The following is a 20,356-nucleotide window of genomic DNA, read 5'->3' as shown; positions in this document are numbered from 1 at the left end:
TTGAGGCAGCACCGTTGCACACTGCCACCTTTCGGTTTCATCATCCTCGTTCGGCGGATAGTACGGCCGGGCTTCGTCAACCCGTGACGGTGCGTCGCGCGCCGCCACTCGCATCAGGAAACCCTCCATGCCGCTCTCGTCCAACCAGCTCCCGCGCTGGACCCTCTGGGCCCCGCTTGCCGCATGGCTGGTACTCGCGCTGTCGCGCGTCGTGCCGGCCGAAGGCCTCGTCATCGCGGTGTTCGCCGCCGCGCTCGCCGGCGCCGTGTTCGCCGCCGTCCATCATGCGGAAGTCGTCGCGCACCGCGTCGGCGAGCCGTTCGGCACGCTCGTGCTCGCGGTCGCCGTCACCGTCATCGAAGTCGCGCTGATCGTGTCGGTGATGCTCGGCGCGGGCCCCGAGAAATCGGGCCTCGCACGCGACACCGTGTTCGCCGCCGTGATGATCATCTGCAACGGCATCGTCGGCATCTGCCTGCTGGTCGGTGCGTGGAAGCACGGCGAACAGGACTTCCAGGGGCGCGGTGCGAGCAAGGCGCTCGCGGTACTCGCGTCGCTGTCGGTTCTGTCGCTCGTGATGCCGAACTATCTGAGCGCCGCGCCGGGCCCGTTCTTTTCGAAATCGCAGCTCGCGTTTGCCGGCGTATCGTCGCTCGTGCTGTACGGCGCGTTCGTGTTCGTGCAGACCGTGCGCCACCGCGACTACTTCCTCGCCGCGCACGACAGCGCAAACGAGTCGGTGCACGCAGCGGCGCCGAGCACGCGTACCGCCATCATCAGCATGGTCCTGCTGTTCGTGAGCCTCGTCGCGGTCGTGCTGCTCGCGAAGCTGCTGTCGCCGGCCGTCGAGCACGCCGTGCTGAAGCTTGGTGCGCCCGAGGCCGCGGTCGGTATCGTGATCGCCGCGCTCGTGCTGCTGCCGGAAGGGCTCGCGGCCGTCACCGCCGCGCGTGCGAACCGCCTGCAGACCAGCATGAACCTCGCGCTCGGTTCCGCGCTCGCGAGCATCGGGCTCACGATCCCGACCGTCGCGGCCGTGTTCATCTGGGTCGGCCAGCCGCTCACGCTCGGCATCGGGCCAATGGAAACCGTGCTGCTGGCGCTCACCTTGCTGGTCAGCACGCTGACGCTCAGCCAGGGCCGCACGACGGTGCTGCACGGCGTCGTGCACCTGTCGCTGTTCGCCGCGTACCTGTTCCTGTCGATCACCCACTGACGTCCAAAAGCACGCGGCCCGGCGGTTTCTCTCCGCCGGGCCGCGCGCCGTCCTTCACGTCCCTTCACCTTCCTTCATTCACACCACGCCGCCGTCACCGGACCGGAATCACGAGATGCTGGCCTGCCAGGATCAGGTTCGGGTTCGCGAGGTTGTTGCGGCGCTGGATCTCGCGATAACGCTGGCCGCTGCCGAGCTTGCTCGCCGCGATCAGGTTCAGCGTGTCGCCCGCCTTCACCACGTATGTATGTTCGCCCGATGCGGCCGCGGTCGTCACCGCCTGGTCGCTGACGAAGTACTTGCGCAGCAGGTCGAGATACTGCGGCGACTGCCTGAGCTTCGCGATCGCGGCGTTCAGGTAGATCAGCAGGTCCTGGTCGTCCGCGCGCACGCCGATCTTGTACGCGATGTTCGAGCCGTCGAGCTTGGTCACCGCGAATTTCAGGTCGGTGTTCTTGATCGAGCTGACCGCGAACGGATAGTCGTAGATGAACGCGTCGACCGTGCGGCCGTCGATGCTCTTCGCGATGAACGCCGGATCGGAATCGTCGACCTCGACGAAGTGCACGTTCGGATACTGGCGCGTGACGAACGCGCGCACGTCCGGGTCGCCCTTCAGGATCCCGACCGTCTTGCCGGCGAGATCGTCGGTCGAGCGGATCGCCGAGCCCTGCCGCACGATCAGCGAATAGCCGAAATCGTCGACGTACGGCACCGAATAGACGACGCCGGCCGGCGAGTTGTCCGGGAACGTCAGCCCGTCCATCGCGACGTCGACCACGTGGTTCCCCTTCGCATCCGTATCGAGCAGTTGCTTCGGCACGCCCGGGTAAGTGTCGACCTCGTGACGCGTATCGACGACGACCGGCTTGCCACCGTGCGAGAACGACGGATCCGCGAACAGCAACCGCGCGAATTCGACGTTGAAGCCGTGCGGCGCGCCCTTGTCCTCGCCGAAGAACGGTTCGCTCGGGTTCTGCACCGAGATCCGCACGATGCCATTTTCCGCAATCGATTTCAGCGAACTGGCCTGCGGCGTGAAGCCGGCCGGCAGGACATTGGCCGACGGCGGCGTCTGCGCGGGCTGGCCGGTGTCGACATTTTGTGCGGATGTCGACGACGGAGCCGCGTCATGCGCGGGAATCAGCGTCGACAGGCCGCCCTGATGCACGATCCATACGCCGACGAGCACGACCAGAAACGCGATTGCGCCAAGAAGTTTTTTCATGGTTGAGGGCCTGCAGGAAGTTATTGTTGTTTCGACGGCAACTGCGCGGGGTTCGCCGCATCGAGCCCGGGCGCGCGGCCGCCGTTCAACACCGCCTGCTGCTGCGCCTGCTTGACCTCGGGGTTATCCAGCAGCGACGTCTCCATCTCGGAGAACGCCTTGTTGACCGAGCGCATCACCGAATCGACGGCCACGTCGGTCTTGATCTGCTCGAACGTATCGGACGCCTGCCGGCCCGCGAGCTTGTTCATCTGCTGCGCCGCCTGCGACATGTCCCACATTGCCTTCGCGCGGTCGATCGCCGACGCGAAATTCTTCAGTTCGACCTGCACCTGCTTGTAGCGGCCCTCGCGAAACGCAAGCAGCTGCTTCATCGTGTCGAGCTGCGCCCGGAAGCGTGGCGCGTCGTCCGGGTACTGCTTCTCGAACAGCTCCGTCTTGTTCTCGAAGTTCTTCACCTCGGTACGGAACGCGGTGATGCTGTCCGCGAACTTCTGCGCATCCTGGCGCTTTTCCGCGAGCTGGTTGATCAGCGTCTCGATCGGATTCGACTGCGCCTCCGCGACGATCATCTTCACCTTCTGGTTCGCGAGCTTCATCGCGAGGACCGGCGCCAGATAAATCGCGCCGAGACCGATCACGCCGGCCGCGACCAGCGCGATCATCCCCTTCAGGATGAACAGCGCGGCCGGTGCCGCGATCGCGACGCCGGCGACGATGATCGCCCACTTGATCAGCTTGACCTTGCCACTCCCCGAACTGCCGTTTGCTTCTTCATTTGAAAGCTGCGACATGAGTTTTTCTCCTTGAACCTCGAACCGAACTGCGTACGTTTGCTTTTTCAAGCGCAATCGAAATGCTTCGGACTCCGGTGCCGCCCGGCAATCAGGAAAGCCGGCGGCGCAATACAAGGACGGGCGCGTGCGAACGTCACGAGACGCCGGTGTAGGCGCCGTTCGGGATGCGGTGAGCGGGGGCAGCGTGCGGTGGAGCGATGCGGCGGGCCGGACCGGCGCCGTTCATCGTCGCGGCCGTCGCGCGAACGAGAAAGTGTACCGACGCGCGGTACGAAACGGGATGACGGATACGTGACGCGGCGGGCGTCGGGTGAAGCGTTGTGCCGGCGTGCGGACGGATGCGGCGCCGGTATTCCGGTACGAGGGCGTAAAGGCTCATCGTTGTTCTTTTGCGTGTCGCGGGTGCAGGAACCGCGCGGCCGGCGCGTCCCGCTCCAAATGCACGGACGTATCGTGCGCCGACCGGCATGCAGCGTCAAGCGATTGTCGCAGTGCAGCGAACCGCTGCGTTCCTTCGTTGGAACGCCGGTGCCGAAACGGCTTTCAATACGGTAAGGATTCGCAGGACCGAGACCTGTCGTGCTCGGTCAGGATTGCTTGTCATCGCGTGCGCACGCTTGCCGACTGAAAGCTTGTCACATCGCTCGCGCGGATTCCCGGCGCATCACGTCACCGCGCCGTCCTGCTCCTGCGCGAGAAACCGTTCGACCATCGCGTTGAACACCGGCAGCGCCGGATTGTCGTTGTCCGCTCGCCATGCGAGATACAGCTCGGCTGCCACGTTCACGCCCGCCAGCGGCCGGAACACCACGCCATCGACATGAAGCTCGCGCGCCGAGGCTGGCACCAGCGCCGCGCCGAGCCCCGCGCGCACGAGGCCGAGAATCGTATGCGTCTGCCCGACGTAGTGCAGGTAGTTCGGCAGCCGCCCGGCACCCGCGAACATCCCCGAAATCATGTCGTGGAAGTACTTCCCCTCGTTCGGCGAATACGCGATGAACGGCTGCCGGTCGAGTTCGTCGGGGCCGATCTGCTCGTAGCCGGCAAGCGGCGCGCCTTGTGCAACCGCGACGAGCATCGGCTCGCGCTGCACGAGCCGGTATTCGAGCGGCTGGCGCGCGGCGCGCTGGCGTACGAAACCCGCGTCGAGCATCCGCGACGCGAGCGCGTCGATCTGCACGGTCGACACCATCTCGCGCAATTCCACGTCGACGTCCGGCAGCGCATGCGCCGCGTGCGCGAGCAGCACCGGAATCATCCGGTATGCGCTGACGGCCGTGAAGCCGAGCGTGATGCGGCCGGCCCCGCCGTGCGCGACGCGCTGCGCGGCCTGCTCGGCCCGTGCGGAGAATTCGAGGATGTGCCGCGCGTCGCGCAGGAAGCGCTCGCCGGCCGCGGTCAGGCTGACCTGCCGGCTGCTGCGCTCGAGCAGCGCGATGCCGAGCGCGTGCTCGAGCAGCTGGATCTGCCGGCTCAGCGGCGGCTGGGTCATGAAGAGCCGTCTGGCCGCGCGGCCGAAATGCAGTTCCTCGGCCACCGCGACGAAGCAGCGAAGCTGGTGCAGTTCAATCATCCAATTCTTGAATCAATCGATAGTCTTTTGATGTTAGACCGATATCGATGCGATTTCTATACTCGGTTCCACCTGATGCACGGCCTGCGCCGCGCACGACGACCGAGACCTTCATGACCATCGACATCCTGCTGACCCAGCCGCTCCCCGACACGATTGACGCCGAACTGTCCGCCCGTTACGCGGTGCACCGGCTGTATGCGGACGCGCAACCGGACGCGCTGCTCGATCGCGTGGCATCGCGCATTCGCGGTGTCGTGACCGGCGGTGCGAACGGCCTGTCCGCCGCGCTGATGGACCGGCTGAGCGCGCTCGAAATCGTCGCGATCAGCGGCATCGGCACCGATGCGGTCGATCTCGACCGCGCTCGCGCACGCGGCATCCACGTGACGACGACGCCCGACGTGCTGACCGACGACGTCGCCGACATGGCGCTGGGGCTGATCCTGATGACGCTGCGCGACCTCGGCGCCGGCGAGCGGATCGTGCGCGCCGGCCGCTGGGGGAAGACGGCCCAGCTGCTCGCCACGCAGGTCACCGGCAAGCGGCTCGGCATCGTCGGGCTAGGCCGTGTCGGCCGCGCGATCGCGCAACGCGCGCAGGCGTTCCGGATGCCCGTCAGCTACTTCGGCCCGCGCGAGCATCGCGACAGCGGCTACCGCTTCGTACCCGACCTCGCTGCCCTCGCGCGCGACAGCGACGTGCTCGTGATCGCGGCATCGGCCGATCACGGCAACGTGCTCGTGACGGCCGACGTGCTCGCCGCGCTTGGCCCCAAAGGATTCCTGATCAATGTCGCACGCGGCAAGCTGGTCGACGAAACCGCACTCATACGCGCGCTCGCCGACGGCACGATCGCCGGCGCCGGCCTCGACGTGTTCGCAAACGAGCCGCACGTGCCGGCCGCGCTGCTCGAACTCGACCGCGTCGTCGTGCAGCCGCACCGCGCGAGCGCCACGCACGAAACGCGCGAAGCGATGGGCCGGATCGTGCTCGCCAACCTCGCCGCGTGCTTCGCGGGCCAACGCCCGCCGACCAGCGTCACGAGCTGACCTCCGCACGCCGCACGGCGGCCCCCGTTACGACACCAGACGCCTCCGCCCGACGGAGGCCAGGAGACACGCATGCCCAATCGATCCAGCGGCGCCGCCCTCGCCGCATCGCCCGCCGCTTCGCGCACGATCGGCCGCGTCCGCTACGCGGTCCTCGCACTGATCTTCGCAGTCACCGTCATCAACTACGCAGACCGCGCGACGATGTCGATCGCCGGCACCGGCGTCGCGCACGATCTCGGCCTGACGCCCGTGCAGCTCGGCATCGTCTTTTCAGCATTCGCGTGGGCCTATGCGATCGGCCAGATCCCGGGCGGCTGGCTGCTCGACCGCTTCGGCGCGCGGCGCGTGTACGGCCTGAGCCTGCTGCTGTGGTCGGCATTCACGATGCTGCAGGGTACGGTCGGCTGGCTCGCCGTGCAGGGTGCGGCCGCGACGCTCGCGCTGTTCGTCATGCGCTTCATGCTCGGCCTCGTCGAATCGCCGGCCTTCCCGGCCAATTCGCGGATCGTCGCCTGCTGGTTCCCGACCGCCGAACGCGGCACCGCGTCGGCCCTGTTCAATTCCGCACAATACATGGCCGTCGTGCTGTTTACGCCGGCGATGGCCTGGCTCACGCATGCGCTCGGCTGGGAGCATGTGTTCCTGTGGATGGGGATGCTCGGCATCGCGCTCGCCGCGCTGTGGTTCGCGTGGTATCGCGAGCCTCACGGCCATCCGCGCGTGACCGACGCGGAGCGCGACTACCTGCGCGCGCACGGCGCGCTCGTCGATCTCGAGGCGAACCGTGTGCGCCACCGGCCGCGCGTGTCGTGGCATGACGTGTCGCAACTGTTCCGCCACCGGAACCTGTGGGCGATCTATATCGGCCAGTACTGCATCACGGCGCTCACCTACTTCTTCATCACGTGGTTTCCGATCTACCTGATCAAGGGGCGCGGGATGACGATCATGGAAGCCGGCTGGGTTGCCGCGCTGCCGGCAATCTGCGGGTTCACGGGCGGCGTGCTCGGCGGCGTGCTGTCGGACTGGTTGATCCGGCGCGGCATGCATCCGTCGAAAGCACGCAAAACGCCGTTCGTCGCGGGAATGGCGATGGCGACGCTGCTCGTGCTCGCGAATGGCGCGTCGTCGAACGCGGTCGTGATCGCGCTGATGACGATCGCGTTCTTCGGCAAGGGGCTTGCAGCGGTTGGCTGGGCCGTGCTCGCCGATACGGCGCCGGAAGGAATGGTCGGGCTGAGCGGCGGCGTGTTCAACGGCCTCGGCAACATCGCCGGCATCGTCACGCCGCTCGTGATCGGCTACTTCGTCGCCAGCACGGGCTCGTTCGCCGGCGCGTTGTGGTTCGTCGCCGCGCACGGGCTGATCGGCATCGCCACGTACGCGTGGCTCGCGGGACGCTTCGAGCGGATCCGCATCACGCCGTCCGCGTGAACATCGCAGCGGCACGCATGCGCGCGGTCACGCGCGCTTGCGGCCGCCCGGCGTCTGCTCGGTCGTCAGCCGCTCGAGTTCGCGCAGGTCGTTCTCCAGCGCGGGCGTGAGCGTCGTGCGCAGGTGGTCGAGGAACGTGCGGATCTTCGCGTCGAGATAACGACGCGTCGCATAGACGGCATACACGCTCACCGTTTGCAGCCGGTACTCAGGCAGCACGCGAATCAGCCGCCCTTCGCGGATATCGTCGAGCACCGTATACAGCGCGACGCACGCGATCCCGCGCCCGGCGCGCACCGCGACGCACAGCGCATCCGGCACGTTGACCTGGAACGGCGCCGGCTGCAGTTCGTAGACGGCTTCCTCGCCGTCGTTGCGCTCGAGCCGCCATTCGCTGGCCGGCGATGCGGGCGTGTCGAGACGCAGGCACACGTGGTTCGGCAATTCGTCGGGCGTCTGCGGCGTGCCGTGCCGCGCCAGGTATTCGCGCGATGCGACGAGCACGCTGCAGCTCGTGCCGCAGGTCTGTGCGACATAGCCCGAATCGGGCAGCTGCGACGCCGTCACGATCGACACGTCGTAGCCCTCCTCGACGAGATTCGGCATCCGCTGCGCGAGCGTCAGTTCGACCGACACGTCAGGGTTGTCCTCCTGGTAGCGGACGATCGACGACACGACATGACTCTGCCCGAGCCCCGTCATCGCATGGATGCGCATCTTGCCGCTCGGCCGCAGCAGCGCGTTGCGCGCCTCCGCGTTCGCGTAGTCGATTTCCGCGAGGATCGATTTCGCGCGCTCGAAATAACGTTCGCCGCTTTCGGTCAGGCCGAGGTGGCGCGTCGTGCGATGCAGCAGGCGCGTCTGTACGTGCGCTTCGAGGTTCGAGACCGCGCGCGACACCTGCGCGGTGGTCGCGTCGATTTCCTTCGCGACCGCAGTAAAACTGCCGGCTTCGACAACGCGCACGAACAGGCGCATGTTTTCGAGCATGTCCATTGGATTGGCTTGGGGAGAGTCAGTGGGGAGGCGTCGGCGGCGCTCGCGTCAGGTGGGAAACGGAACGCGGCCGCGAACCACGTCGATTCGATCGCCGAGCCGGAGAAAAGGCGGGAGAGCGGGCATCGCGTACGTGGTTCTGGCATGACGGGGGATTCAGTGGCCCGAATTGTACGCCGCTGCAGACAAATTTGCGCGATTGCCCGGCCCCGAAGCTTTCATCACATGAAAGGTTTTCGCAAGGCTCGAGCGTCGTGCGCATGCAACGGCTTGATGCAGCGCGACAATTTGTATCACAACGCGATATAATCGCGCCCTTGTCGCCGCGCGCGCCCCGCGCTGTCATTTTTACCGCTTACCCCGTCCATGTCGTCAGGCTCCTCTCCGTCGCGCCGCACGTTGCGGCAATGGCTGCACAGCTTCCTTCCCCATCCGATGTCGCTTGGCTGGCGCGAACGCCTGCGTTCGTGCACGGGTGCGCTCGTCGGGATCGCGACGGTCGGCGTCACGATGCGGCTGCTGCCTGGCGTGCCTGGCCTCGTGCCGCTGCTCGTCGCGCCGATGGGGGCATCGGCCGTGCTGCTGTTCGCGGTGCCGGCAAGCCCGCTCGCGCAGCCGTGGTCGATCATCGGCGGCAATCTCGTCGCGGCGACGGTCGGCGTTGCCTGCGCGCAATGGATCGCCGATCCGATCACGGCCGCCGCGGTCGCGATCGCGTGCGCGATCGGCGGCATGTTCGCGCTGCGCTGCGTGCACCCGCCGTCGGGCGCCGTCGCACTCACGGCCGTGGTCGGCGGCCCGGCGATCCACTCGCTGGGCTTCAGTTTCGTGCTGGAGCCGATCGCGCTGCAATCGGCGATCCTGCTGTCGGCCGCGCTCGCGTATCACGCGCTGACCGGGCACCGCTACCCGCACGGCGGCGTGCGTCCCGAAGCGAAACCGCAGGCGGGCGGCGCCGCACCTGCACGCGGCGGCTTCACGCGCAGCGATCTCGACGCGGTGCTGAAGCGCCGCGGCGAATGGCTCGACGTCGATCCGGACGATCTCGAAACGCTGCTGCGCGAAACCGAAATGCAGGCCTATGCGCGCACGTTCGGCCAACTCACGTGCGCCGACCTGATGACGAAGAATGCGATCGAGGCCGCGCCGTCGACGTCGGTGACGGCCGCGCTGACGCTGCTCGACCGCCACCGCGTGAAGGCGCTGCCGGTGGTCGACGGCGAAGGCCGCCTGACCGGCATCGTCACGCGCGCCGACCTCACGCGCCAGCTGCGCCGCCCGACCCCGCTGTGGCAACGCCTGTCCGCGCGGCTGCCGCAATCGCTCGGCGGCCAGCCTGCGAGCGTCGCCACCGTGATGACGCGCGACGTCGCGTGCGTGCCGGAAACGATGCCGATCACCGCGCTCGTGCCGCTGTTCACGCATTCGGGCCACCACCACATTCCCGTCGTCGATGCGTCGCGCCGGCTCGTCGGGATCATTACGCAGACGGATCTCGTGACGGGCCTTTATCGGCAGACCCAAATGCTCGAGGCCGCGTAACGCACGTCATGCCACATAACGGCTGACACATCGTGAAATACATCCATTTCGCCGAAGCTCGGCCATTTATATCATGTTGTGATATATTTGACGCCACCCAAACTGACTGCACGACCGACCTCGATGAACGATACCCGACGCGCGCTGGCGAAAAGCGATTTCCAGCAACTGTCCGAGTTCCGCTACCAGATGCGCCGCTTCGAGCGCTTCTCCGAACGCGCCGCGCAAAGCGAAGGCGTGACGCCGCTGCAATACCTGCTGCTGCTGCACATCAAGGGCTATCCGCATCGCGAATGGGCAACCATCGGCGAGCTCGCGGAACGCCTGCAGGCGCAGCATCACGGCGTCGTCGCGCTGGTGACACGCTGTGAAGCGCTCGGGCTCGTGAAGCGCAAGACGAGCGAAGCCGATCGCCGGCAGGTCGAAGTCCACCTCGAACCCGCCGGCGAGACGCTGCTCGCCCGCCTCGCGGCCATGCATCGCGCCGAGCTGAAGTCGCTCAAGGACGCGTTCCAGGTTCCCCAGATCGATTACTGACCCCTGCCCTTGACACTCCGATGAACGCACCACACAAACGCGATTTCTCGACCAACGAACGCCTGCCCAGGATCGCGTTGCTTGCCGCCGGGATCGGCCTGCTCAGCACGCTTGCCGCGTTCGTGCTGTTGAGCCTGATCCACCTGTTCACGAACCTGTTCTTCTTCCAGCAGCTTTCGTTCGCCGACCGCTCGCCGGCGAACAACACGCTCGGCGCATGGGTAATCGTGATCCCGGTGATCGGCGGGCTGATCGTCGGGATGATGGCGCGCTTCGGTTCGGAGAAGATCCGCGGCCACGGCATTCCCGAAGCGATCGAGGCGATCCTGTTCGGCAAGAGCCGCATGTCGCCGAAGGTCGCGATCCTCAAGCCGCTGTCGTCCGGCGTCGTGATCGGCAGCGGCGGCCCGTTCGGCGCCGAAGGCCCGATCATCATGACGGGCGGCGCTCTCGGCTCCCTGATCGCGCAATGCGTGCACGTGACCGCCGCCGAGCGCAAGACGCTGCTCGTCGCCGGTGCGGCCGCCGGCATGACGGCCGTGTTCGGCACGCCGGTCGCCGCCGTGCTGCTCGCGGTCGAACTGCTGCTGTTCGAATGGCGTCCGCGCAGTTTCCTGCCGGTCGCGCTTGCATGCGCGGTGGCCGGGTTCGCACGCGCGGTGTTCTTCGGCGTCGATCCGCTGTTTCCGCTGACCACGGCCGCGCCCACACCTGTCGCGCTGCTGTCGTGCGTCGTCGCGGGCCTGCTGTCGGGCATGCTCGCATGCGGCCTGTCGGCGGCGCTCTACCGCGTCGAGGATACCTTCGCGAAGCTGCCCGTGCACTGGATGTGGTGGCCCGCGCTCGGCGCGATCGTGATCGGCATCGGCGGCTGGCTCGAACCGCGGGCGCTCGGCGTCGGCTACGACGTGATCGGCGACCTGCTTCATCAGCACATCGCACTGAAGATCGCGCTCGCGCTGCTGATCGTGAAGGCCGTGATGTGGGTGATCGCGCTCGGCTCGGGCACGTCGGGCGGCGTGCTCGCCCCGCTGCTGATGCTCGGCGCCGGCCTCGGCACGGTGCTGTCGCCGCTGCTGCCGGGCGGCGATCCGGCGCTGTGGCCGCTCGTGTGCATGGCCGCGACGCTCGGCGCGACGCTCGGCGCCCCGCTGACCGCGATCGTGTTCGCGTTCGGCCTCACGCACGACGCGAACGCGCTGCTGCCGCTGCTCGCGGCGACGCTCGTCGCGCACGGTTTCTCCACCATCGTGATGAAGCGCTCGATCATGACGGAAAAGATCGCGCGTCGCGGCTATCACATCTATCGCGAATACGGCGTCGATCCGCTCGAGCGACATGACATCGCCGAAGTGATGACGTCGGCCGACCGGCTCGTCGCGATCGACGGCGCAGCGACGCTCGATACCGTCGAGTCGCAGTACTTCGGCGCGAAGCAGGCGCATCGCGCGTACCCGGTCGTGCAGAACGGCCGCCTGCTCGGTCTGGTCGATCGCGCGACGCTCGACGCGCAGCGCGCACAGGCCGGCGCCGATACGCCGATCTCCGGCGCATTCGCGCACCGCGCGCCGTCCGTCGCGCTCGCGCACGAAACGTGCCGCGTCGTCGCATCGCGCCTCGCGATGCTGGGCCTCGAACGCCTGCCGGTCGTCGACGATGCGCAATCGCTGCGCATCACCGGCATCGTGTCGCGCAGCGACCTGATCAAGCCCGCGCTCCAGCACTTCGACGACGAACAGAAGCGCGAACGCTTCCGCCCGATCGTCCCGGTCAACCTGCGCGACGCCGGCACCCGCAAGGCCGGCTGACGCCACCCGCGTGCGCGGCATCCCGGCCGCGCACCGCCTCCTCCTCCCGCTTCACGTCGCTGCACGATGCCGCGCGCCCTTCGCGCGCCGCATCGCATGCCCCCGCGTTCCACGTTTAAAGTTGGTTAACAATTCGACTGACGAAAGTTTGTCATCATGGTGACCATGCGACGGGGCCATCAATCAGCCATTCCACTTCGCCATCAGATAAAGAGTCGCGGCACGGCATGCACGCACATGCCGATTGCCGTGGCCATCACGACACCACACGACCGGACAGCGCGCCGACCGAGCAACGCATGACGTCGAGTTACACACGACGCATGCCGCATCGCAGCAACGCCGCACAGCACCGGAGCCGCCATTTGGCAAGCGCGTTAACAACTTGTTTCGGAATCACCGGAACCGTGCTTTCCCGATGCGATCTCATTAGCACGCAGTACTGCTGCGCATCCCACTCAATCAATCACGACTCGAGGGAGATAACGTGAACGCAAAATACTTACCGCTCATCGCATTGACCGTGGCATTTTCTGCTCATGCTGCCGACTCTGCCCTGCAGAACGTGGGACAAAGCCAAAAACCCGCCGACCAGGTGGCGCAGTGCATCGCCAAGACGTGGGCCGACAAGTCGCAACAACAAGTGACGTCGCAGTACGAACTGGCGAACGGCCTCGCAATGGCCGTCTATGCGCCGGGCCAGCAGCCGCCGAACGGCGCCGCCGCCGTGGTGCGCCCGGCCAATGCCGCAAATGCGAAAACCTGGGTCGGTTTCCGCGGCGGCGATGCATCGTCGGCCGGCGACATCAACGCCTGCCTGTAAATCGAACAGGCGCTCCGGATGGCCTTGCGCCATCCGCTTGCGACAAGCCCCGCTTCTGCGGGGCTTTTTCTTTTGCTGCCGCCCGCGCTTACAGGTAGCTGCAGACGTAATCGAGCGTCTCGAGCACTTCGATGTCGAAGCGGCTCTTGCCCGGCACCGAGAACGACTCGCCTGCGCCGTAGGTCTGCCATTCGCTGCTGCCGTCGAGCTTCACGCGGCACTTGCCGGCCTGCACTTCCATCAATTCGGGAGCGTCCGTGCCGAAGTTGAGCGCGCACGGCAGGATCACGCCGAGCGTCTTGCGCGTGCCGTCCGGGAAGAGCACGGTATGCGACACGCACTTGCCGTCGAAATAGACGTTCGCGCGCTTGACGACCGATACGTTGTCGAATTGGGTTGCACTGGTCATGTGATGCCTCTGATTGCTGGATGCCGGATGGCGATGTGGTTGGAGGCCGGCCGGAGCGGCGGGCCGGCCGATATCATACCGGCTCGCGCGGCATGCGCCGGAACGACGTGCAGCCGGCCGCCTGTCGGGCCGGATATCGTCAGGATGACTACATGACGATCGTGGCGTGCCGGTTCACCGCAACCCCTTGCGCCGCGCGGAATCGCGCAGGCAGTCGAGCAGCATCGCAGCAGCCGGCGTCAGCGGGCTGTCGCGGCGCGTGACGACCTGCACCGAAACGCCCGGCAGGCGCTCGCGGATCGGCAGCACCGCGAGCTGGTCGCGCGCCCACTCACCCTGCAACAATTGCTCGGGCATCGATGCGATCAGGTCGCAACCGGTCATCAGGCTGTGTGCGAGCCCGAAGCTCGGGCATTCGACGACGCGCGCCGGCACCGGCAGCCCGTATGCGACAAACGAATTGAACAATACCTGTGTGGAGCTTTCCGGCGACGGGTTCATCAGCCAGTCGGCCTCGACGAGATCGGCGAGCGACGTGGCCGACGCGAGCGGATGCCCCTTGCGCGCGACGATCAGCGAGCGGCTCGCGTAAAGCTCCGCATGATCGAACTCGGCCGCCAGCAGCTCGGGCACGACGACGGCGATCGCGAAATCGAGCGAACCGTCGTGCAGGCGCGGCAGCGCGACACCCGGAAACCCTTCGATCAGGTTGACGCGCGCTACCGGAAAGCGGCGCCGGAATGCACGAAACGCGTCGGGCAGGATCGTCACCGCGGCCGCCGGCGTGATCGCCGCCGCGACGGAACCCGTCATCGCGCCCTGCGCCTGCTCGATGTCGTCACGGGCGCGCTGCATTTCGGCGACGATCAGCCGCGCGCGCACCTGCAGTTGCTGGCCGAACGCAGTGAGTTGCACGCCGCGCGCGGTACGCACGACGAGCGACACGCCAAGCGCGATCTCAAGTTCCTTGACTGCCTTCGTCAGCGCCGCCGGCGACACGTTCAGACGCCGCGCGGCCGCGCGAATGCTGCCTTCTTCGGCGACGGTGACGAACGCTTTCAGCTGATGGTATTTCATGGCGGCGATGCGTGATCCGTGGAAACCCTGTACTCGGCCGTGCGCGCCTGTTCAGGGTATTCCCGAGCGGCAACCGGTGGTGTGCACCAAAGCAATTTATCAGCTTCTGGTAAGCAAAAGAAATTTATATGCTTGCTCGTCATATACGCGTCAAACGCCCCTTCGGCCCCACTGGAGACACCATGCTGCAAGCCGTGAACCCCGTCATCCCCGGCATCGCCGCGATCGCGCCCGAACTGGTCGAGGTGCGCCGCCGCATCCATGCTCATCCCGAACTGGCATTCGAAGAGACGCTCACGAGCGATCTCGTCGCCGAGCTGCTCACCGGCTGGGGCTATGAAGTACATCGCGGCATCGGCAAGACAGGCGTCGTCGGCGTGCTGCGTGAAGGGCAAGGCACGCGCACGGTCGGGCTGCGCGCCGACATGGACGCGCTGCCGCTCGCGGAAGCCACGGGCCTGCCGTATGCGAGCCGCCATGCGAACAAGATGCATGCGTGCGGCCATGACGGCCACACGGCGATGCTGCTGTGCGCGGCGCGCCACCTCGCGGCAACGCGCCAGTTCTCCGGCACGCTGAACCTGATCTTCCAGCCGGCCGAGGAAAACTTCGGCGGCGCGAAGGCGATGATGGACGACGGCCTGTTCGACCGCTTCCCGTGCGACGCGATCTTCGCGATCCACAACATGCCGGGCCGCGCGGCCGGCGACATGGCGTTCCGCACCGGCGCCGCGATGGCGTCGGCCGACCGCGTGACGATCACGCTGCGCGGCGTCGGCGGCCACGGCGCGATGCCGCATTTCGCGCGCGATCCGATGTCGGCGGCGGGCAGCATCATGGTCGCGCTGCAGACGATCGTCGCGCGCGAGGTCGATGCGCAGCATGCGGCCGTGATCACGGTCGGCAGCGTGCAGGCCGGCGAGACGTTCAACATCATTCCCGAAACCGTCGTGATGAAGCTGTCGGTGCGCGCGCTGAACGCCGACGTGCGCGCGCTGCTCGCGCGCCGCATCGAAGCGCTCGCGAAAGGCCAGGCGGAAAGCTTCGGCGTCACGGCGGAAGTCGACTACGACTACGGCTACCCGGTGCTCGTGAATCACGCGGAACCGACCGCGTTCGCGGCCGATATCGCGCGCCAGATGCTCGGCGCCGACCGTGTCGAAACCGACTCCGCACCGCTGATGGGCAGCGAGGATTTCGCGTTCATGCTCGAGGCGCGCCCCGGCTGCTACGCATTCATCGGCAACGGGATCGGCAGCAAGGGCGGCTGCATGGTGCACAACCCCGGCTACGACTTCAACGACGACATTCTCGCGATCGGCGCGAGCTACTGGGTTCGCGTCGCCGAAGCCTGGCTCGCGGCCTGACAGCCCTTCACCACGCAGTTTCGCGCTTACCGGGGGAACCCCATGGAAACGTCCGCCCTTCCTTTCGCCGGCACGCCGGTCGATGCCCGCGCCGCCGCAAAGAAACGCCGGCTGATCGCTGCCGCCGCCGTCGGCAACGCGCTCGAGTTCTACGACTTCACGGTCTACAGCTTCTTCGCGATCCTGATCGGCAAGCTGTTCTTCCCGGTGCATTCGCCGTTCGGGCAGCTGATGCTCGCGGTCGCGAGCTTCGGCGTCGGCTTCGTCACGCGGCCGCTCGGCGGGCTCGTGATCGGCATGTATGCCGACCGTGCCGGCCGCAAGAAGGCGATGATACTCACGCTGCTGCTGATGGCGCTCGGCACCGCGACGATCGCGGTCGCACCGACCTTCGCGCAGATCGGCATCGCCGCACCGGTGCTGCTCGTGCTCGCGCGCCTGCTGCAGGGGTTCGCGTCGGGCGGCGAAGTCGGCGCGTCGACGACGCTGCTGCTCGAGCAGGCGCCGCAGCATCGTCGCGGCTTCTACGCATCGTTCCAGTTCTCGAGCCAGGGGCTCGCCGCGCTCGCGGGCGCGCTCACCGGTGTCGCGCTGACGTCGACGCTGAATACCGCGCAGCTCGAAAGCTGGGGCTGGCGCGTACCGTTCATCATCGGCACGCTGTTCGTTCCGCTCGGCTACTGGCTGCGCCGTACCGTCGAGGAAGTGCCGGCTGCCACGCCCGCCGCCGCGCACGACGAACCGGTCGCGTCGCTGCCGCTCGCCGACGTGCTGCGCCATCACGGCAAGGCCGTGTTCGCGGGCCTTGGCGTGACGATCGGCGGCACGTCGATCCACTACATCATCGTGTTCTACATGGCGATCTACGGCGTGCAGGTGCTGCACCTGCCGACCTGGTTGTCGATGACGGCCGGCTGCGTCGCCGGCGCGATCCTGATGCTCGTGACGCCGATCGGCGGCCACCTGTCCGACGTGTACGGGCGCAACCGGATCGTCTGGTGGACGCGCATCGTGCTGATGGTCGCGATCTACCCGGCGTTCGTCGCGCTGAACCGCTGGCCGGGCGCGGCGTCGCTGCTGTCGATCATCGCCGCGCTGTCGATCGTGCACGCGATCAACATCGGTGCGACGGGCGCGATGCTCGGCGAACTGTTCCCGCGTGCGGTGCGCGCAACCGGCGGCGCGCTCGTGTACAGCGTCGGCGTCGCGATCTTCGGCGGCTTCGCGCAGTTCTTCGTCACGTGGCTGATCGCGGCGACCGGCAACGCGAATGCGCCCGCGTGGTATGCGATCGGTTGCGGCGTATTCACGCTGCTCGCGATTCGCTGCATGGACGAGAAGGCGGGGAAGTCGCTCGACTAAGCGGCGGCCGATGCGGCTGAAGCTGCCGCATGCCGCAAATGAAAAAGGCACGGGTTCGACGACCCGTGCCTTTTGCGTATCTGGCGTTGCCCCGCTCAGAACGTATGCATCATCCCCACATACGCCCCCGTCTGCGACTCGCCCGCAAGCGGGCTCGTGCCCGACGTCGCGTCGCGCGGCGTCGCCAGCAGCGAGAAGTTCGAGTTGCCGCCGTTGCGCACATACGCGACCGTGCCGTACAGGAACGTGCGCTTCGACAGGTTGTACGTGGTGCCGAGCACGTACATCATCGCGTGGCCTGACGGATCGTGCGATGCGTCGCTGCCGCCGTCGCCCACCTTCACGTAATAGCCGCCGGCCGTCACGGCCCATTGCGGATTCGCCGCATAGGTCGCGCCGAGCCAGTAGTGATCGGCGCGATCGGCGACGCCGGCCGGGCTGTCAGGCGCCTGGTAGTGCGTATACGCACCCTGGATCTTGAACTTCGACACCTTCACGTTTGCACCGACGAAGTACTCGCGTGACGCCGTGAAGATGTTGCTGAACTTGCCGTTGTTGTCGCGCAGCTCGTCGTACATGCCGCGCACGTCGAACACCGGCGAGTGGTACGAGATCATGATCCCGTCCGAGCGGCCGAAATCGTCGGCCGCACCGTAGTTGAAGCCGCGCGACTGATTGCCGAACGCATATTGCGCCTGCACGTCGAAGCCGCCGATCACCGGGCTGTGATATTCGATGTTGTTGCTGCTCTGCTGCCAGTTGCGGCCACGCACGAGCGACGCGGACGAAAACGCCTGTTGGACGAACGGATCGAATTCCCACACGCCGTCGCTGTCGATGAACAGGTTGCGGCCGGCCTGCAGCTGGCCCCACGTGTCGCTCTTCAGCCCGACATATGCGCGCCGCGACCACATGCGCCCGCCGCCCGTCGTGCCGTTCATCACCTGGAATGCGGTCTCCAGGTTGAAGACCGTCGACAGCCCGCCGCCGAGATCCTCGAAGCCCTTCAGGCCGAACATGCTGGTGCCCCAGTCGCCGCCTTCCGCGCTCCAGCGCGACTTGCTGCCGTTCGGCGTCGCGATGTGGTTCAGGTATTCGATGCCGCCGTCGATCCGGCCGTACAGCATCACGCTCGTCTGTGCAAAGGCAGCCGCCGGTGTGGCGGCGGCAATCAGCCATGCGAAATGTTTAAGTCGCAAAATGATGCCCCCTCGGAGTCTCGACCTTCCCGCGCGCGCCCCATGCGCGCGCCCAGGATCTGTTTATCCGCGATCGATCGAATATCGACCGGGGCCCGCCGCGCACAGTGCAAGCAGGCCACCCGCGATCGCGATGTTCTTGTAGAAATGAATCATGTTGTTGATCTGCTCGCCGCCCGTCATCGTCCAGTAGTGGTGGCCGATGATGCCGGTGCCGATCGTATAGAGCGCCAGCAGCAGCGCAAGCGGGCGCGTCTGGAAGCCGACGAGGATCGCGATCCCGGCGAACAGCTCCATCACGACCGAGATCGCCGCGGAAATGATCGGCGCGGGCGCGCCTTCGGAGCCCATGAACGCGATGGTACCGGGGAAGTCGACGATCTTCTTCCAGCCGAACATCACGAACAGGATCACGAGCAGGATCCGGGACAGCAGCAGCAGCACATCGCGCTGGGACGCGAGAAACGGTTGATTCGGTGTCATGGTCTCGACCAACGAAAACGATGCGCGGCCTACGCGCACCGGATTGCCAACGAACCAGGACGGGCGGCCGCCTGCGCCGCCCGCCCCGCCCTGCAACAACCGGCATCGGGCCCGCCCGATGTGCTGTGCGCCTCCTCTTGTCCGTTGTCGCCCTGCTTCGTTGCGCGCCGCATCAGCGCAGCTTCGCGACGTCCTGCTCGGTCACCTTCGCGGCCGGATTGCCGAACTGCCCGGTCACGTAGTTCGTCAGCGCGGCGATCTGCGCATCCGACAGCTCGTGGCGGAACGCCGGCATTCCGACGTCCTCGCTACCGGCCTTGCGCTGCACGCCGTTCAGGATCACCTGCACGAGGTTGGTCGGATTCGGTGCGCCGACCGTCGAGTTGTGGAACAGCGGCGGGTAATAGCCGTCCGGCGTGCCCTTGCCCTGCATCTGGTGGCAGGTCGCGCAGTTGCCGAGGTACAGCCGCGCCGGATCGATGCCCGACGACGCGAGCGCGACGCCGCGTAGCTTCAGGCCGTCCTCGGCCGGCTTGCCCCACGACGAGCGCGACTGCTTCGCGTCGCCGCTGGCCACCGCCGGCACCGTGCGGATGTACGTCGAGATCGCACCGATATCGGCTTCGGTCATCTTCGAGAAGCTGTGCTCGATCGCCTCGGCCATCGGGCCGGCCGCCTGCGCGAGGCCCGGCACGCTACCAGTGCGCAGGTACTGGACGAGCTGCTGCTGCGTCCATCCGCCGATCCCCGCGTTGGCGTCGGACGTGATGTTGTAGCCGTCCCAACCCGCGAGCACCGAACCCGACAGGAAGCTGCCGCCGCTTTCGTCGAGCGACTTCTCCTGCATCGCGATGCCGCGCGGCGTGTGGCACGTGCTGCAGTGAGCAAGACCCTGGACGAGATACGCGCCGCGGTTCCACTCGGCGCTCTGCGCCGGCTTCGGCTCGTACGCGCCGTCCTTCAGGAACAGCCAGTTCCAGATCTTCAGCGGCCAGCGCATGCTCAGCAGCGCGGGGATCTCGTTCTTCGGCGGCGCCTGCTTGACCGGCTCGACGCCGTGCATGAAGTACGCGTACAGCGCCTGCATGTCGTCGTCGTTGATCTTCGCGTAAGACACGTACGGCATCGCCGGATACAGGTTGTCGCCGTTCTTCGACACCCCGTGACGCACCGCGCGCTCGAAGTCCTCGGCCGTCCAGTTGCCGATGCCCGTATCGGGATCGGGCGTGATGTTGCTCGTGTAGATCTTGCCGAGCATCGGGATCGGCATGCCGAGACCGCCCGCGAACGGCTTGCCGCCCTTCGCGGTATGGCATGCCATGCAGTCGCCCGCGACCGCGAGGTATTCGCCGCGCTTGACCAGCGCCGGATCGGCCGCATCGGCCGCGCGTACGAGCCCCGGCAGCGCGAGGCAGCCGGCGAGGAGGAAGGTGAGAGTAGATTTCCGCAC

General features: G+C 66.8%; 18 protein-coding genes. 9 read left to right on the top strand and 9 right to left on the bottom strand.

Going from position 1 to position 20,356, the window contains the following annotated elements:
• Window positions 1–127 precede the first annotated feature (127 nt).
• Entirely contained in the window at window positions 128–1,216 is a 1,089-nt protein-coding gene (locus KEC55_RS18400) for a calcium:proton antiporter (protein WP_282509361.1), read from the top strand.
• Window positions 1,217–1,310: 94 nt separating this feature from the next.
• On the opposite strand, the gene KEC55_RS18395 is transcribed toward KEC55_RS18400, so the two are convergent.
• The 3 genes from KEC55_RS18395 to KEC55_RS18385 form a co-directional block, all read right to left on the bottom strand.
• Entirely contained in the window at window positions 1,311–2,444 is a 1,134-nt protein-coding gene (locus tag KEC55_RS18395; RefSeq protein WP_282509359.1) for a transporter substrate-binding and LysM peptidoglycan-binding domain-containing protein, read from the bottom strand.
• Window positions 2,445–2,464: 20 nt separating this feature from the next.
• Complete coding sequence (locus KEC55_RS18390; RefSeq protein WP_282509357.1) at window positions 2,465–3,238, bottom strand: hypothetical protein; 774 nt, start codon at window positions 3,236–3,238, stop codon at window positions 2,465–2,467.
• A 667-nt stretch (window positions 3,239–3,905) separates the two neighbouring features.
• Complete coding sequence (locus KEC55_RS18385) at window positions 3,906–4,814, bottom strand: LysR substrate-binding domain-containing protein (protein ID WP_282509355.1); 909 nt, start codon at window positions 4,812–4,814, stop codon at window positions 3,906–3,908.
• A gap of 113 nt (window positions 4,815–4,927) precedes the next feature.
• Between KEC55_RS18385 and KEC55_RS18380 the strand changes: the two genes are divergently transcribed.
• Together KEC55_RS18380 and KEC55_RS18375 are read left to right on the top strand one after the other, a co-directional pair.
• Window positions 4,928–5,866 carry a 2-hydroxyacid dehydrogenase gene (locus KEC55_RS18380; protein ID WP_282509352.1) on the top strand — a complete coding sequence of 313 codons (939 nt, stop codon included), beginning with the start codon at window positions 4,928–4,930 and terminating at the stop codon, window positions 5,864–5,866.
• Window positions 5,867–5,938: 72 nt separating this feature from the next.
• Entirely contained in the window at window positions 5,939–7,303 is a 1,365-nt protein-coding gene (locus KEC55_RS18375; protein WP_282509350.1) for an MFS transporter, read from the top strand.
• Window positions 7,304–7,330: 27 nt separating this feature from the next.
• On the opposite strand, the gene KEC55_RS18370 is transcribed toward KEC55_RS18375, so the two are convergent.
• Entirely contained in the window at window positions 7,331–8,299 is a 969-nt protein-coding gene (locus tag KEC55_RS18370; protein ID WP_282509348.1) for a LysR family transcriptional regulator, read from the bottom strand.
• 366 nt (window positions 8,300–8,665) lie between these two features.
• On the opposite strand from KEC55_RS18370, the gene KEC55_RS18365 reads away from it, so the two are divergent.
• The 4 genes from KEC55_RS18365 (at window position 8,666) to KEC55_RS18350 (ending at window position 13,009) form a co-directional block, all read left to right on the top strand.
• A complete protein-coding gene (locus KEC55_RS18365; protein WP_282509347.1) occupies window positions 8,666–9,841 on the top strand; it encodes an HPP family protein in 1,176 nt (391 codons plus the stop codon).
• A 123-nt stretch (window positions 9,842–9,964) separates the two neighbouring features.
• On the top strand, window positions 9,965–10,378 hold the full coding sequence (locus KEC55_RS18360) for a MarR family winged helix-turn-helix transcriptional regulator (RefSeq protein ID WP_085037382.1): 414 nt from the start codon (window positions 9,965–9,967) through the stop codon (window positions 10,376–10,378).
• 20 nt (window positions 10,379–10,398) lie between these two features.
• A complete protein-coding gene (locus KEC55_RS18355; RefSeq protein ID WP_282509332.1) occupies window positions 10,399–12,186 on the top strand; it encodes a chloride channel protein in 1,788 nt (595 codons plus the stop codon).
• A 487-nt stretch (window positions 12,187–12,673) separates the two neighbouring features.
• Window positions 12,674–13,009, top strand: a complete 336-nt coding sequence (locus KEC55_RS18350; RefSeq protein WP_021162025.1) for a hypothetical protein — start codon at window positions 12,674–12,676, stop codon at window positions 13,007–13,009.
• Window positions 13,010–13,097: 88 nt separating this feature from the next.
• On the opposite strand, the gene KEC55_RS18345 is transcribed toward KEC55_RS18350, so the two are convergent.
• Together KEC55_RS18345 and KEC55_RS18340 are read right to left on the bottom strand one after the other, a co-directional pair.
• Window positions 13,098–13,418: a pyrimidine/purine nucleoside phosphorylase gene (locus KEC55_RS18345; RefSeq protein WP_006478890.1), complete on the bottom strand. Its 321-nt coding sequence runs from the start codon at window positions 13,416–13,418 to the stop codon at window positions 13,098–13,100.
• Window positions 13,419–13,592: 174 nt separating this feature from the next.
• The gene (locus KEC55_RS18340; RefSeq protein ID WP_176045655.1) at window positions 13,593–14,495 is read right to left on the bottom strand and encodes a LysR substrate-binding domain-containing protein; all 903 of its coding nucleotides are present in this window, start codon (window positions 14,493–14,495) and stop codon (window positions 13,593–13,595) included.
• A 182-nt stretch (window positions 14,496–14,677) separates the two neighbouring features.
• Between KEC55_RS18340 and KEC55_RS18335 the strand changes: the two genes are divergently transcribed.
• Complete coding sequence (locus tag KEC55_RS18335; RefSeq protein ID WP_282509326.1) at window positions 14,678–15,862, top strand: M20 aminoacylase family protein; 1,185 nt, start codon at window positions 14,678–14,680, stop codon at window positions 15,860–15,862.
• Window positions 15,863–15,904: 42 nt separating this feature from the next.
• Window positions 15,905–17,224, top strand: a complete 1,320-nt coding sequence (locus KEC55_RS18330) for an MFS transporter (RefSeq protein ID WP_282509324.1) — start codon at window positions 15,905–15,907, stop codon at window positions 17,222–17,224.
• A 95-nt stretch (window positions 17,225–17,319) separates the two neighbouring features.
• On the opposite strand, the gene KEC55_RS18325 is transcribed toward KEC55_RS18330, so the two are convergent.
• From KEC55_RS18325 to KEC55_RS18315, 3 genes are all read right to left on the bottom strand, one after another.
• Window positions 17,320–18,423, bottom strand: coding sequence for a porin (locus tag KEC55_RS18325; protein WP_059240317.1), 1,104 nt, complete (start codon window positions 18,421–18,423; stop codon window positions 17,320–17,322).
• A gap of 63 nt (window positions 18,424–18,486) precedes the next feature.
• Window positions 18,487–18,906, bottom strand: a complete 420-nt coding sequence (locus tag KEC55_RS18320) for a DoxX family protein (protein ID WP_282509320.1) — start codon at window positions 18,904–18,906, stop codon at window positions 18,487–18,489.
• 172 nt (window positions 18,907–19,078) lie between these two features.
• Complete coding sequence (locus KEC55_RS18315) at window positions 19,079–20,356, bottom strand: cytochrome c (protein ID WP_282509318.1); 1,278 nt, start codon at window positions 20,354–20,356, stop codon at window positions 19,079–19,081.

The organism is Burkholderia cepacia, from assembly GCF_029962485.1.
Taxonomy (GTDB): Bacteria; Pseudomonadota; Gammaproteobacteria; order Burkholderiales; family Burkholderiaceae; genus Burkholderia.
This window is presented reverse-complemented; position numbering and strand designations above follow the sequence as displayed.